This window comes from Mycobacterium sp., assembly GCF_046095365.1.
Classification (GTDB): Bacteria; Actinomycetota; Actinomycetes; order Mycobacteriales; family Mycobacteriaceae; genus Mycobacterium.
In genome coordinates this window covers 1-14,027 of the sequence record NZ_JBJTJF010000214.1, presented here as the reverse complement: position 1 = coordinate 14,027, position 14,027 = coordinate 1, and the positions used below count along the sequence as shown (strand labels likewise).

10 protein-coding genes and 1 pseudogene are annotated in these 14,027 nt (G+C 69.5%); 6 read left to right on the top strand and 5 right to left on the bottom strand.

Going from position 1 to position 14,027, the window contains the following annotated elements; all coding sequences use genetic code 11:
- Nucleotides 1-637, top strand: a 637-nt coding sequence (locus ACKOQ4_RS16960; protein ID WP_526293754.1) for a rhomboid family intramembrane serine protease, incomplete at its 5' end; no start/stop codon positions are given.
- 1 nt (nt 638) lies between these two features.
- Here ACKOQ4_RS16960 and ACKOQ4_RS16955 read toward each other — a convergent pair.
- On the bottom strand, nt 639-1,052 hold the full coding sequence (locus tag ACKOQ4_RS16955) for a hypothetical protein (protein WP_526293755.1): 414 nt from the start codon (nt 1,050-1,052) through the stop codon (nt 639-641).
- Between the two features lie 142 nt (nt 1,053-1,194).
- Here ACKOQ4_RS16955 and ACKOQ4_RS16950 point away from each other — a divergent pair, with 142 nt between their 5' ends.
- From ACKOQ4_RS16950 to ACKOQ4_RS16940, 3 genes are read left to right on the top strand one after another with little or no spacing between them, the layout of a single operon-like run.
- Entirely contained in the window at nt 1,195-3,105 is a 1,911-nt protein-coding gene (locus ACKOQ4_RS16950; protein WP_526293753.1) for a potassium transporter Kup, read from the top strand.
- 4 nt (nt 3,106-3,109) lie between these two features.
- The gene (locus ACKOQ4_RS16945; RefSeq protein ID WP_526293752.1) at nt 3,110-4,318 is read left to right on the top strand and encodes an FAD-dependent oxidoreductase; all 1,209 of its coding nucleotides are present in this window, start codon (nt 3,110-3,112) and stop codon (nt 4,316-4,318) included.
- 1 nt (nt 4,319) lies between these two features.
- A complete protein-coding gene (locus ACKOQ4_RS16940; protein WP_526293751.1) occupies nt 4,320-5,564 on the top strand; it encodes an MFS transporter in 1,245 nt (414 codons plus the stop codon).
- Here the strand turns inward: ACKOQ4_RS16940 and ACKOQ4_RS16935 are convergent.
- From ACKOQ4_RS16935 to ACKOQ4_RS16925, 3 genes are all read right to left on the bottom strand, one after another.
- Nucleotides 5,497-6,903 carry an HNH endonuclease signature motif containing protein gene (locus ACKOQ4_RS16935; protein WP_526293750.1) on the bottom strand — a complete coding sequence of 469 codons (1,407 nt, stop codon included), beginning with the start codon at nt 6,901-6,903 and terminating at the stop codon, nt 5,497-5,499. The two genes, ACKOQ4_RS16940 and ACKOQ4_RS16935, sit on opposite strands and share 68 nt — an antisense overlap.
- A gap of 78 nt (nt 6,904-6,981) precedes the next feature.
- Nucleotides 6,982-8,547, bottom strand: a complete 1,566-nt coding sequence (locus ACKOQ4_RS16930; RefSeq protein WP_526293749.1) for a class I adenylate-forming enzyme family protein — start codon at nt 8,545-8,547, stop codon at nt 6,982-6,984.
- A gap of 11 nt (nt 8,548-8,558) precedes the next feature.
- Nucleotides 8,559-10,769: a molybdopterin-dependent oxidoreductase gene (locus ACKOQ4_RS16925; protein WP_526293748.1), complete on the bottom strand. Its 2,211-nt coding sequence runs from the start codon at nt 10,767-10,769 to the stop codon at nt 8,559-8,561.
- A gap of 218 nt (nt 10,770-10,987) precedes the next feature.
- Here ACKOQ4_RS16925 and ACKOQ4_RS16920 point away from each other — a divergent pair, with 218 nt between their 5' ends.
- Nucleotides 10,988-11,701 (top strand): hypothetical protein, encoded by a 714-nt coding sequence (locus ACKOQ4_RS16920; protein WP_526293747.1) that lies wholly within the window; start codon nt 10,988-10,990, stop codon nt 11,699-11,701.
- Between the two features lie 6 nt (nt 11,702-11,707).
- Here the strand turns inward: ACKOQ4_RS16920 and ACKOQ4_RS16915 are convergent, their stop codons facing one another.
- A complete protein-coding gene (locus ACKOQ4_RS16915; protein ID WP_526293746.1) occupies nt 11,708-13,369 on the bottom strand; it encodes an AMP-binding protein in 1,662 nt (553 codons plus the stop codon).
- 419 nt (nt 13,370-13,788) lie between these two features.
- On the opposite strand from ACKOQ4_RS16915, the pseudogene ACKOQ4_RS16910 reads away from it, so the two are divergent.
- A pseudogene (locus tag ACKOQ4_RS16910) lies at nt 13,789-14,027 on the top strand (hypothetical protein); the annotation flags it as partial.

Sequence of the window (14,027 nt, the reverse complement as noted above, 5' to 3'; positions counted from 1 at the left end):
GCGCCCCGGCGCGCCGCTGGTCACCTACGGGCTGATCGCTGTCACCGTCGCCGTCTTCCTGCTGCAGATGAGCTCCCGGATGGTGGTCTACCGGCTTGCGCTGGTTCCGCTGTTCGTCGCCGCCGGCGGCTACTACCGGCTGGTGAGCTCAGCCTTCGCGCACTACGGGCTGCTCCACCTGCTGTTCAACATGTACGCGCTCTACGTGCTCGGCCCACCGCTGGAACGCCACCTGGGCCGGGCGCGATTCGCGCTGCTCTACGGGCTCAGTGCCCTCGGCGGCTCGGTCCTGGTGTATCTGTTCTCCGCCGTCAACGCCCCGACCGTCGGCGCGTCCGGTGCGATCTTCGGCTTGTTCGGTGCGACGTTCGTCGCCGCCAAGCGGCTCAACCTCGACGTGCGCTGGCTGGTCGGGCTGATCGCGGTCAACCTGGTGCTGACCTTCACCGTCCCCGGCATCAGCTGGCAGGGCCACCTCGGCGGATTGATCACCGGCAGCCTGATCGCGGCCGTCTTCGTCTACGCGCCGCGCGGCCGGCGCACCATGCTCCAGGCCGCGGCGTGCGTCGGCCTGCTTGTCGTGTTCGGCGTGCTGATCGCCGCGCGCACGGCCACGCTGGCGCCGTTGCTCGGCTGACCTACAGCCGCACCAGGCTGAACGGGTAGGTGAAGGCGCCACCCGGGGAGTTGTCGCAGCCGGCCTCGAAGGAGGACTGCAGCGTGCCGCGCAGCGTCACCGCGTCCCAGGTGTACACGTCGCGGGTGGGCAGCACCGGACCGTAATAGACGTTGCCGCAGCGCAGTCCGTCCGGGACGTCGACGGTCATGGTGTAGGTGCCGCCGGCCTGATGAGCCTGGGCGTACCACTGGAACGCCTTGGCGATCGGCATCGGGTTGGCCGAGACGTTGGCGCAGACGTCCACGCTGTCGGGTGGGTTGCACGAGGTGAACGTGAAGATCCAGGTGTGAAAGTCATAGCGGCCCTCGATGATGGCGTTGTAGTGGCCGGCCATCAGGCCGGCACCGGCCGCAGGGGCCAGCGCCACCGCCATCGGCAGCACCGCAGCGGCGAGCAGACCCGGCAGGACAGGTCGCACCGGGGCCTCCCTTCGTCGCGGATAGGGAAAATCTAAGAGCGCCAACCGTGCTCCGCACCCGAATGCACCAGAAACCCGGCGGGGTTACGATCCGGCGGTGTCGAGCAACCCCGCCGCCCGACCGCTTCGCGCCGGCCTGGTGGTCGGTGCGCTCGGGGTGGTGTTCGGCGATATCGGAACCAGCCCGATCTACACGCTGCAGATCCTGTTCAACCCGCACGACCCGCACCCGGTACCGATCAGCAGGCCCAACGTCTACGGTGTGGTTTCGCTGGTCTTCTGGTCGGTGATGATCATCGTCACGCTCACCTACGTCACCCTGGTGATGCGTGCGGATAACGACGGCGAGGGCGGGGTGATGGCGCTGATCACCCTGGTCCGCCGTCTGGGGGAGAACACCAGTCCGCGGCTGGTCGGGGCTTTGTCGACGCTCGGAATCCTGGGGGCGGCATTGTTTTTCGGCGACAGCATGATCACGCCGGCGATTTCGGTGCTGTCCGCCGTAGAGGGCCTGAAGGTGATCGACCCGGAGCTGGCCGACTTCGTCATCCCGGTCACCGCGGGAATCCTGTTGGCGTTGTTCTCGATTCAGCGACGCGGCACGTCCGCGGTGGGAATGCTCTTCGGCCCGGTGATGGCGCTCTGGTTCGTTGTGATCGGTGTCTGCGGGGTGCGGGGTATCACCGTCCACCCGCAGATCCTGCGCGCACTGTCCCCGGTCTACGCGTGGGAGTTCATCACCGGCCACTTCGAGGTCGCCTTCTTCGCCCTGGCGGCCGTGGTGCTGGCGGTCACCGGCGCGGAGGCCCTGTACGCCGACATGGGTCACTTCGGGCGGATGCCGATCGCACTGGCCTGGTTGGGACTTGTGCTGCCGGCGCTGGTGCTCAACTACTTCGGGCAGGGCGCGCTGCTGCTCGGCGACGACAGCGTGGTCGCCGCGCCGTTCTTCCTGCTGGCGCCGGCCTGGGCGCAGATCCCGATGATCGTGTTGTCCACGGCGGCCACGGTGATCGCATCCCAGGCGGTGATCACCGGGGCCTACTCGCTCGTCTCGCAGGCCGCCCAGATCGGCTATCTGCCGCGGATGCGGATAACGCACACCTCGGCGTCCGCGATGGGCCAGATCTACGTGCCGTGGGTCAACGGCGTGCTGGCGGTGGCGGTGATCGTCCTGGTCTTGGCCTTCCGCAGCTCGGCGGCCCTGGGCTACGCCTACGGCATGGCGGTCACCGGGACCATCACCATCACGACCCTGCTGTTCCTCTACGTCGCGCACGTGCGTTGGCGCACGCCGCTGTGGCTGACTCTCATCGGCGGGACGGCACTGCTGAGTGTCGATCTGCTGTTCGTCGCGGCCAACCTGACCAAGCTTCTGCACGGCGCGTGGCTGCCGCTGCTGATCGGGGTGCTGGCGTTCACCGTCATGACCACCTGGCGGCGCGGCCACCAGCTGGCCGTCGAGGCCCGTGAGCGTGCGAGCGGCCCGCTGCGGGACTTCGTCCGCCGGTTGTCCGAGGGCACCCTGGCGCTGACCCGGCTACCGGGCACCGGGGTGTTCCTGAACCGCGGCGGGGCGGCCACCCCGCTGTCGATGCGCGCCAACGCCGACCGGATCCGGGCGCTGCCGGAGCAGGTGGTCATCGTTTCGGTGGACACCGCACCCGTGCCGCGGGTGGCCGATGCCCATCGGGTCGCCGTCGACGACCTCGGCCACCCCGGCGACGGCGTGATCGCCGTCGCGGCCCGCTTCGGCTACATGGAGAAACCCGACGTGCCGGCGGCGCTGCGACTGGTCGATCCCGCGCTGACCGGGCAGTGTCCGGTCGACGTCGACGGAGCGTCCTACTTCCTGTCCAAGATCGACCTGTGCGCCGGCAAGGCGCACACTATGGCCATGTGGCGCAAGCGGTTGTTCATCGCGATCGCCCGGTTGACCTCCGACGCCGACTACTTCGGACTGCCTCCGGACCGGACGGTCGTCATCGGCTCCCGGATCGAGGTGTAGCGCCGTGACGGAGAGGACGACGTGCGCGATCGTCGGCGGCGGGCCGGCCGGGATGGTGCTGGGCCTGCTGCTGGCCCGGGCCGGGGTCGAGGTCACCCTGCTGGAGAAGCACGCCGACTTCCTGCGCGACTTCCGCGGCGACACAGTGCACCCCAGCACCCTGACACTGCTCGACGAACTGGGGCTGTGGGAACGCTTCGCCGAGCTGCCGCAGAGCAGGGTCGACTCGGCCGAGTTCCCCTACCGCGGCCGGTTGCTGACCGTGGTGGACTTCCGCCGGCTGCGTGAGCCGCACCCCTACATCGCGATGGTGCCGCAGTGGGACCTGCTCAATCTGCTCGCCGAGGCCGCCGACTCCGAGCCGACCTTCACCCTGCGGATGCGCCACGAGGTGACCGGCCTGCTCCGCAGCGGGAACCGGGTGACCGGTGTGCGCTACCGCGCACCGGACGGGGAGGGCGAACTGCAGGCGGACCTGACGGTGGCCTGCGACGGCCGCTGGTCGGTCTGCCGCCGGGAGGCCGGCCTCGTGCCGCGGGAATGGCCGGTGCCCTTCGACGTGTGGTGGTTCCGGCTTCCGCGCGACATGGACGCCGAGTACTCGCTGATCCCCCGAACGGCGCCCGGGCGGGTGCTGATCATGATTCCGCGCGAGGGGTACTTCCAGATCGCCTACCTGATCCCCAAGGGCAGCGACGCCCGGCTGCGCGCCCGCGGCCTGGCGGCGTTCCGCGACGAGGTCGCCGGCCTGGTGCCCGAGGCCGCCGTGGACCACCTGCAGTCCTGGGACGACGTCAAGTTCCTCGACGTCCGGCTCAATCGGCTCGAGCGCTGGCACACCGACGGGCTGCTGTGTATCGGAGACGCCGCCCACGCCATGTCGCCGGCCGGCGGGGTGGGCATCAACGTCGCGGTGCAGGACGCGGTCGGGACGGCGAGGGTGCTGGCCGAACCGCTGCGCCGCCGTGCGGTCACCGACTCGGACCTGGCCGGCGTCCGTCGTCGCAGGCTCCCGCCGGTGGCTACGACCCAGGCGGTGCAGCGACTCCTGCACCGCAACCTGATGGCGCCGATCCTCAACGGAGACAAGTCCGCGCCGCCGGCCCCGTTGATGGCGATCCTGCAGCGGCTACCCGGGCTCGCGGTGATCCCCGCCTACGTGATCGGCGTCGGCGTCCGACCGGAGCACGCGCCGGCGTTCGCCCGCCGCTGAGATGACTCGCGCGCTGCGACTGGGCCTGCGCCCCAACCTCTTTCAGTTCAGCCTGTTGGTTGTGGTCAATGGTCTGGTCGGAGGTATGGTCGGCCAGGAGCAGACCGTGCTGCCGTTGCTCGCCGAGTCGGTCTTCGGGCTCAGCGGTTACACCGTCCTGTTGACTTACGTGCTGGCATTCGGAATCGCCAAGGCGCTCACCAACTATCTGGCCGGGACCTGGTCGGACCGGTTCGGTCGAAAGCCCGTTCTGACGGCGGGCTGGCTGCTGGCCGTCCCGGTGCCGTTGTTGTTGATCTGGGCGCCGTCCTGGAGCTGGGTGGTGGTGGCCAACGTGCTGCTGGGGGTCAGCCAGGGACTCACCTGGTCGACGACGGTGGTCATGAAAATCGACCTGGTGGGTCCGCGGCAGCGCGGCCTGGCCATGGGGCTCAATGAAGCGGCGGGCTACTGCGCGGTCGCCCTGACCGCCTGGCTGGCGGGTTACCTCGCCGCCGGGCACGGCCTGCGCCCGGCGCCGTTCCTGCTCGGCCTCTGCTATGCGCTGATCGGGCTGGGCCTGTCGGTCACGCTCGTACGGGAGACCCGCGACTACGCCAGGGCGGAGGCCGCCGGCCGTCCGGCCGCCGACGACTCCGCGGCCCGGCTTTCCAACCGGGCGATCTTCAGGCTCACCAGCCTCACCGAACCGGCGCTGTCCTCCGCCTGCCAGGCCGGGCTGGTGAACAACATGAACTTCGGCCTGTCCTGGGGGCTGTTCCCGCTGCTGTTCGCCGGGGCCGGCCTGGCCGTCGATCGGATCGGTCTGCTGGTAGCGGTCTACCCCGCGGTGTGGGGTGCCGCGCAGATCCTCACCGGCGCGCTGTCGGACCGGTGGGGGCGCAAGCACCTGATCACAGTCGGCATGCTCACCCAGGCCGTCGGGTTGGCGCTGGTAGCCACCGGGGAGGACTTCGACGCGTGGCTCGCCGCCGCCGCGCTGCTGGGTGTTGGGACGGCGATGGTCTATCCCACGCTGCTTGCGGTCATCGGGGATGTTGCCCACCCGTTGTGGCGGGCCAGATCGGTCGGCGCCTACCGGCTGTGGCGCGACGGCGGATACGCGGTAGGTGCGGTCGTCGGGGGAGTGGCCGCGGATCTGTGGGGCTTGCGCGCGGCGGTCTGGACCGCCGCTGGCATCACCGCGGCGTCGGCGGCCGTCGTCGCGGTGCGGATGTATGAGACGCATCCCGCCCCTCATCGCTGAGACCGCCATCAGGCATGAGCCGTTCGGGGTGGTGATAGTCATTGGTCCCCGGCGGTAACGGTAGGTGTGGCGGAGGGATCCATTCGGTGGAGCCGTCCTTGCGTTTGCGGGTCTTCCAGCCGCCGGTGGTGGCCAGTGCGTGGTGTTGCCCGCAGCCGAAGGTGAGGTCGTCGATGTCGGTGTGGCCGCCGTCGGCCCAGTCGTGGCAGTGGTGGACCTCGGAGAGGTAGCCGGGCATATCGCAGCCCGGGAAGCTGCAGCCGCGTTCCTTGCTGTGCAGCACGATTCGTTGATCGGCGGTGGCGATGCGCTTCGAGCGGCCGAGGTACAGGGCACGCTCGCTGTGCTGTTCGAACACGCAGAGGTAGTGATAGGCATGTGAGGCCATCCGGATGAGGTCACCCATGGGAAGCAGACTGCCGCCGCCGGTGACAGCCACACCGGCGCCTGAGTGCAGTTGTTCCAAAGTTGTCGACACGATGACGGTGACCGGAAGTCCGTTGTGCTGGCCGAGTTTGGGGTCGCCGAGTTGACCGCGAACAAGGGCGGCCAGGGCGTCGTGTTGGCGCTGCGGGTGGGTGCGGGTGTCGCGGGCGACGGTGTCCTGGGCGGGTTGGCCGGTGACGGTCGGGATGTGGTCGGCCGGGTTGCACATGCCGGGGGCGCCGAATTTCGCCATCCAGGCCTCGAGCATGGCGCGTAGTTCGGGGGTGGCGACCAGGCGGGCGATGCTCATGCCGTCGGGGCGTTGGCCTCCGCACCACTGGAAGCCGCGCTGGGTTGCGCGGTAGTCATCGGAGAACATCCCATCGGGGTTGAGTGTGGCCGCCAGGCGGTCGGCGACTTTCTCCAGCTGATCGGGTCGCAGGGCGGCGGCTTTCTCGGCGAGGAAGGCCTCGGCCTTTTCGACGGCGGCGGGGTGGATGTCCTCAGGCAGGTCTTTGATGAATTTCTGGATGGTTCGCAGGTGGTCGATATCGAGCAGGCCGGCGTCCCAGGCTTTGGCGGTGGCGGGCAGGGCGGGGGGCAGCGCTTGTCCGGTGATGGTGGTGCGCGGGTGGAGTTGTTCGGTGTCGCGTATTCGGCGCCGGGCTTCAGTGGGGGTGATGCGCGCGATGTCGGCGATGATTCTGGCGGTGGCTCCACCCAGGGCCGGATCCTTGCTGCGTGCGACCGAACCGACCAGGTCCAGGGAGGCGGCGGCAGCGCGGCGACGGATGGTTTCCAACCTGCCGAGGGCTTCGAGGCGATCGCGGACCGGCGCGGCGTCCCAGTCCAATCCGCCGAGGCGTTGGACCGCGTCATCCAAGGCGGCCAATCCATCGGCAATCGAACGCATGTTCGAAACATACGCGGGGGGTCTGACTTTGACTGCCCGCCGCCAGGGCTCTGTTAGCAAAGTCGACTGTGTGGAGAATCAGCGGAATTCGCCGTGCAGGCTCTTCTTGTCGACCTTCTCGGTGCCGACGGTCGGCAGCGGCTCGTCGCGGATCCGCCACCGGGTGGGGATCGCGAAGTAGGCGACTTCGCCGGCCATGTGCCGGGTGAGTTCCTCTTCGGTGGGGGCCCTGCCGCCGGGCCGGTGCACCACCACGGCGGCGAGTTCCTCGCCCAGATCCGGGTGCGGCAGTCCGATCGCGGCGGCCTCCACCACGTCGGGATGGCGCATCAGCGCGGCCTCCACGTGCGGGCAGGCGATGTTCTCGCCGCCGCGGATCACCATGTCCTTGCTGCGGCCGTCGATGAAGAGGTAGCCGTCGGCGTTGATGTGCCCGAGATCCCCGCTGCGCAGCCAGCCGTCGGCGTCGAGGGTGCCATCGGAGATGCCGATGTAACCCAGCATCACGGTGGGGCTGCGGACCTCGATCTCGCCGCTGCCTTCGGCGCCGGGGTCGGCGATGCGCAACTCCACCGTGGCAAGCGGACGGCCGACCGTCCTCGGATAGCGCTGCAGGTCGGCGCTGGCGGCCAGGGTGAAGAACCCGCCGCCTTCGGTCATGCCCCAGGTGTTGACCATGCCGCGGCTCTGGAGCTGGGGCAGCCGGCCGGCCAGCCGCTCCAGCAGCACCGGTGGCACCGGCGCTCCGCCGAGCGGGAACGACCGGAGGCTGGACAGGTCGAAGTCGTCGAAGCCGGGGTGTTCGAGGAGCCGGGCAGCCATCGTCGGCACCGCACCCCACCGCTCGACGCGTTCGGACTCGATGAGTTCCAGGACCTTGCCCGGGTCGAACCGCCCGGCGTTGAACACGATCCGCCCGCCGGTGATGGTTTGGGTGATCAGGGTTGCGAAGGCGCCGATGTGGAACAGCGGCGTGGAGATCAGGGTGACCGGTTGCGGTCCCTCAGTGGGGATCAGGTGCGGCAGTTGCCGCGCCCGCGCCAGTACGTTCTGCTGGTTGGCCACCACCGACCGGAACGGCAGCTCGACGGCCTTGGGCATGCCGGTGCTGCCGGAGGTGAACAGGATGACGGCCGGGTCTTCCTCGGAGAGCGGACCGGGGACATCCGGCGCCGACGGCCGGGCCCCGGCGAAACACCCGCGCAGGGCGGCGATGCCGGTGACGCCGGCCACCCCGGCGACCAGATCGGGGGCGTCGGTGATGACGGCGCGCGGCGCGACCAGGTTGGCCGAGTGCTCGGCTTCCCGCCCGCTCCACCAGCGGTTGCCCAGCACCGGTACCGCGCCCAGCGACCAGATCGCCCACAGCGCCAGCACCCAGTCGGGACTGTTGTAGGCCAGCAGCATCACCCGGTCGCCGGGTTGAATTCCCAACCGCCGCAATCGCTCCCTGGCCGCCGCGACCGCGCCGAAGAATTCACCGAAGGTGATCCGCCGGTCTTCCTGGACCAGGAAGGTACGCCCGGTCCACCGGTCGACGCCGAACAGCAGGCCGGCGAACGTGTGGGGACGATCCAGATAGACCAGCCCGGGGTGGCCGGCATAACTGCCGACGCCGACCTCGTCACCCCACGGCGATTGCACAGTCGCCGATCCTAGGCGGGCGAGAGCGCCTCGATGCGGGCCGGGACGTGCTTGTGCCACGGGGTTCCGGCGTAGCCGTCCCGCCAGTCGCTGGAGGTCAGCGCATTCGGGGCGACACCGGGCGAACCGTCCAGCCCGTAGCCGTTGGGCAGCGAGGCGTGACCGGGCTGCATGGTGTCGTTGATCTCAACGACCGCTTCGGCGCTGCCGGCGGCGGTGGTGACCCGGGCCCGTCCGCCGTCGCTCAACCCGAGCGCCGCGGCGTCCTGCGCGCTCACCCGCAGCGCCCCGTCGACGTCGCGCTTGCGCCAGGAGGGATCCCGGAAGATGTCGTTGGCGGTGAAGGCCCGCCGTTCGCCGGCTGACAGCACGATCGGGAACTCCGGTGTAGTCAGGTGCGGGTCGACGTCGGCCAGCCCGCGCAGGTCGTCGAGCAACTCGGGGATAGCCAGGGCGATCTTGCGGTCGGGGTGGGCGATCAGCGTCCAGTCGTCGGCGTACTCGTGCGCGGTGAACGTCACTGCCGTGCCGCTGCTCAGGATCGCGTCGAACAGCGCGTTGCCGTCGGTATGCCCGGCCCGGCGCACCGCCTCGGGGTAGGTCAGCGCAGCCTTCTGTGCCAGCCCCCAGAGGGCGGCGGCGCCGGCCAGTCCCTCCGGCAGGGTCGGTCCGAGGGTTTCGTAGAGGACGAACGGCAGCACCTTGTTCAGCGCCGGGTTGGTGGCCAGTGCGGTGAAGAACGCCTGGGTGTAGGCCGCCCGGCTTTCGGCGGCCGCGGCGCGCAGCGGGAGCAGGTCCTCGTCGCTGACGAAGCCGAGGGCACGCACCAGGCGGGCCCAGATCTCCGGCTCGGGAAGCGTGCCCTCCAGCGGCTCGAAAAGCCGGTGCCGCAGATGAAAGGTGTTGTGCGGGAACTCGAGGTTGAAGAACGTCGCCTCGCACTTCTCGAACTGGCTGGCGGCCGGCAGCACGTAGTGCGCCAGCCGTGCGGTCTCGGTCATCGCGACATCGATGACCACCAGCAGCTCCAACGACGAGAACGCCTCCCGGCAGGCCGTCGAGTCGGCGATCGAGTGCGCGGGGTTGCTGCTCTCCACGATCATCGCCCGGATCCGGTCGGGATGGTCGGTCAGGATCTCCTGCGGCACAGCGTTGGACGGGATCAGGCCTGAGATGATCGGTGCCCCGGTGACCGGCGTCCGGCCGACGCCGCTGAGGTTGAACAGCGGCGCGAACGACGAATGCAGATGCTGGGAGCCCTTTTTCGCGAAGTTGCCGGTGAGGATCCACAGCATCTTGTTGAGGTAGGAGCACAGCGTGCTGTTGGGCGCCTGCTGGATGCCGAGGTCCTCGAACACCGCGACGCTGCCGGCGCCGGCGATCCGCCTGGCCGCCGAACGCAGGAGTTCCTCGTCGACGCCGCAGCGGCCGGCGTAGTCGGCGACCGGGACGTCGGCGAACGCGGCACGGACCTCGTCGACACCGTGCACGTGATCGGCGAGGAATGCTTCGTCACAGAGGCTCTCCTGCACCAGGACGGCGGTCAGCGCGGCCAGACACCACGCGTCGGTACCCGGTTTCACCTGGAGGTGGAAGTCGGCCATCTGAGCGGTGTCGGTGCGGACCGGGTCGATCACGATCATCGACCGCGTCGGATCCTTCGCGATCTCGTTGAGAACGGTGCGGGCCTGCGGGAAACTCTGCGACATCCACGGGTTCTTGCCGATGAACACAGAGACCTCGGCGTGCTCGAACTCACCGCGGGTGTGGCCGCCGTACAACTGGGAGTCCACCCAGAACTCGCCGGTCTTCTCCTGCGCCAGCGCGTTGGACCGGTACCGCGAACCGAGCGGTTTCAGGAAAGCGCTGCTGTAGGCGCCACCGAGGTGGTTGCCCTGCCCGCCGCCGCCGTAGTAGAAGATCTTGTCCCCGCCGTGGGCGTCGCTGATCCCTGTGAACCCCTCGGCGATCTCGGAAATGGCGGTGTCCCAGTCGATTTCCTCGTAGCCGCCGTCGGGCCGTCGTCGCAGCGGCGAGGTGAGCCGGCCCGGCATGTTCTGGTAGTGGTCCAGCCGCAGCGCCTTGTTGCAGGTGTAGCCCTGCGAGGCGGGGTGGTCCTTGTCCCCGCGGATCTTCGCGAGGTGGCGGCCTTCAGTTTGTACGACGATGCCGCAGTTGCACTCGCACAGGATGCAGGCGGTGGGGATCCAGTCGGCGGTCATGTCTGTACTCCTCGGGGGCGCCCGGCCTGCGGTTGTCGATGACGCTGCGCCATCGGCAGACTTCTATGGAACTACACGCGACGGTGGGATTGCGAGTCCCCGGCGGCCGAAAGCCCACCGGCCGCGCGAGCCAACCCCGGGAGATCGACGCGCCTCGTCGTGGGCGGGTATGGTGATCGCTGCTTGTCAGGGTGAAGCCGGGAGTTCAGTCGGTGGGAGTGCTCTATCTGTTCAACGTGGCGGCGATAGCCGTTGCGGCGTGGGCGTTCTGGCAACGGCGGCTAACACTCCAGTCCCGTTTCGACGCGCCGATCACGTACGGAATCGCGGCCTTCGGCCTCGCAGTGGCGCTCGATTCGCCTTGGGGTGGCGTCGCTGCGGCCTCGTACCCCTTCACCGGGAAGTACTACCTGCTGATGGGTTTGGGCCACGTCGTGGCACTGTGCGGCGCGGCCCTTGCGATCAAGGCCACCTTCATGCGTCTGTTGCCCGACGACGCGCTCGGTCCCTTTATGAGGACCCGGATCACCCCGGTGATCGCCGTCGCCGGCTTTGTCATGCTGTGCTGCCTCATCGCGAGCCCAATCACCTCGTCGATGCCGGCCGACCACCTCTACCTTGTCGCGCCGGACCGATGGTTGATCGTGTATTGGTGTGCTTTCCTCGGCGCCTTGCTGGTGCTGCAGTCGACCGCGGTTTTCGGCATGAGTCGCATGCGGGCGGATCCCCGCTCGGTCATGATCATCCCGATGCTCTTTTCGCAGCTAGCCGGGTGCGGGGTGATCGCTCTCCTAGCCTTCGGGCTCTTGGGCCACCACAGCGTGATCACGCTCACCATCGTGTGGCCGTTCGCCTACTTGACGATCATCGCGGGTTCCACTGCCGCCGTCTTATCATGGCGGCACCGGTGGACCAAGATGGTCCGCGGCTGAACGCGCTCATCCGGTTGTCGCGGCGGACACCACCGACTTGGCCCAGCGGTAGTCGGCCTTGCCGGCGGGTGAGCGGACCACCTTGCCGACCCGGATGAAGGCCTTGGGGATTTTGTACTGGGCGATGTGTGGCTTGCACGCCTCGGCCAGTTCCTCGTCGGTGGCCGACTTGCCCTCGGCCAGCTGCACGATCGCGACGACCTCGTTGCCCCACCGCTCCGAGGGCCGGCCGGCCACCGTCACGTCGTAGACGGCCGGATGGCTGGCCACCGCGCGCTCCACCTCTTCGGCGAAGATCTTCTCCCCGCCGGAGTTGATGGTCACCGAGTCGCGGCCGAGCAGTTCGATGCGGCCGTCGGCCAGCAGCCGCGCCCGGTCCCCCGGGATCGACCAGCGCACCCCGTCGATGGTGGGGAAGGTGCGGGCGGTCTTCTCCGCGTCCCCCAGGTAGCCCAGCGGGACGTAGACCCGGCGGGCCAGCCAGCCCTCCCCGTCGCCGGGACGCAGCACCCGGCTCAGGTCGGCGGAGACCACGGTGGTGTCGTCGAGCGGGGTGAAGGTGGCGGCCGCGGTCTGCCCGCCCTTGGTGGCGACGGTGGTCATCTGCGCACCCGACTCCGAGGCGCCGACGGCGTCCATGATCATCAGGTTCGGCAGCGCGGCCAGCAGCCGGTCGCGCACCGTCGGCGACAGCGGCGCCCCGCCGTTGGTGATCGCCATCAGACCGGACAGGTCGTAGTCGCCCTTCTCGATCGCATCGGCCAGCGGCCGGGCCATCGCATCGCCGACCACCGGGATGCCCAGCACCCGTTCACGTTCCACCAGTCGCAGCACGGCGTCGGCGTCGAGGCTCCTGACGTCGTCGGGCAGGGCGATCCAGCCGCCGGTGCTGATGGTGTTGAACACGCCCCACTGCGCGGCGCCGTGCATCAGCGGCGGGATCAGCAGCATCGAGCGGAAACCGGCCTGGGTCCGCACCTGCGCGGCCAGGTCGTCGTAGGAGTCCAGCGGCTGCCCGCCGGCCATGAACGGCCGGCCGCCCATCGCCGACATGAAGATGTCGTGCTGACGCCACAGCACGCCCTTGGGCATGCCGGTGGTGCCGCCGGTGTAGAGGATGTAGAGGTCGTCGCCGCTGGGCTCCGGCATCCCCCAGGCCGGTGCCGGTGTGGTCACGACGGACTCGTAGTCCACCGCGTCGGGCAGCAGCGGGTTGCCGGAGTCGTCGGCCACCTGGATCAGCAGACGCAGGTCGGGCAGCCGGCCCCGGATCGACTGAACGTGCGGGGCGAACTCGGCCGCGTACACCAGGGCGCGGGCCCCGGAGTCGGCGAGCAGATAGAGAAGTTCCTCCTCGACATAGCGGAAGTTGACGTTGAACGGCGCGACCCGGGCGCGGTAGGCCGCCACCATCGCCTCGAGGTACTCGTTGCCGTTGCGCAGATACAGACCCATGTGGTCCTGACCGGACTGGTGGTTGGCCAGCTGATCGCGTTCGGTGTGGGCGCCCAGTCCCTGACCGGCCAGGTAGTGCGCGATCCCGTCGATGCGGGCGTCCATCTGCGCGTAGCTCAGCTCCTGGTCCCGCCAGATCATGACCCGGTTGTCGGGGATCGTCCGCGCGACGGTGCGGAAGACGGTGGAGAGGTCGAAATCGGTTGCCGACATGGCCTCACTCTATTGGCCCGACCAGCCGGTCGGCGGTTGACCCGAAGCCCTGCTTCAGTCCGCACGCTGGCGTCTGCCGGCCGGCACCGGCTGACTACTATCCGTCTATGCGGGAGCGGGCTCCGGGAGGCAGCGGGCGAACAGCCGCAGCGGTCGTCGGAGCGGTGGCCGTCGCCCTCGGTATCGGCGCGGTGGCGGCCGGGGCCCCGACCGCGTCTGCCACTCCGGCGGCGCCGCCCGGGGATGGTCCGGTCTCCGATGCCCGCTCCCCGGCGCGGGCGGTCGGCCCCCCCACCCGGCGGGTCGACGCCAGCGCCGCGCGGAGCCGCGGTGGACACGCGGGCGCGAAGAACCCGGCTGTCGCACGGATTCGCCCGATTCCGAGTCCGGCCGATCTCCGCGCCCCGGCCGCTCCGGGGATGTTGATAGGCAATGGCACCCCGGCACATCCGAACGCGGGACTGCTCGTCGGCGACGGGTATTCCTGGACCGCTCAGACCTGCGGCGGGGGGGCGGCCTGCGCAGGCGGGCGCGCGGGCCTGCTCGCTGGTTCGGGCGGGAGCGGCTTCAACGGCGGCCCCGGCGGTTCGGCGGGACTGATCGGTGACGGAGGGGCGGGCGGCGACGGAATCGTCGGCGCCGGCGGAGACGGCGGGGC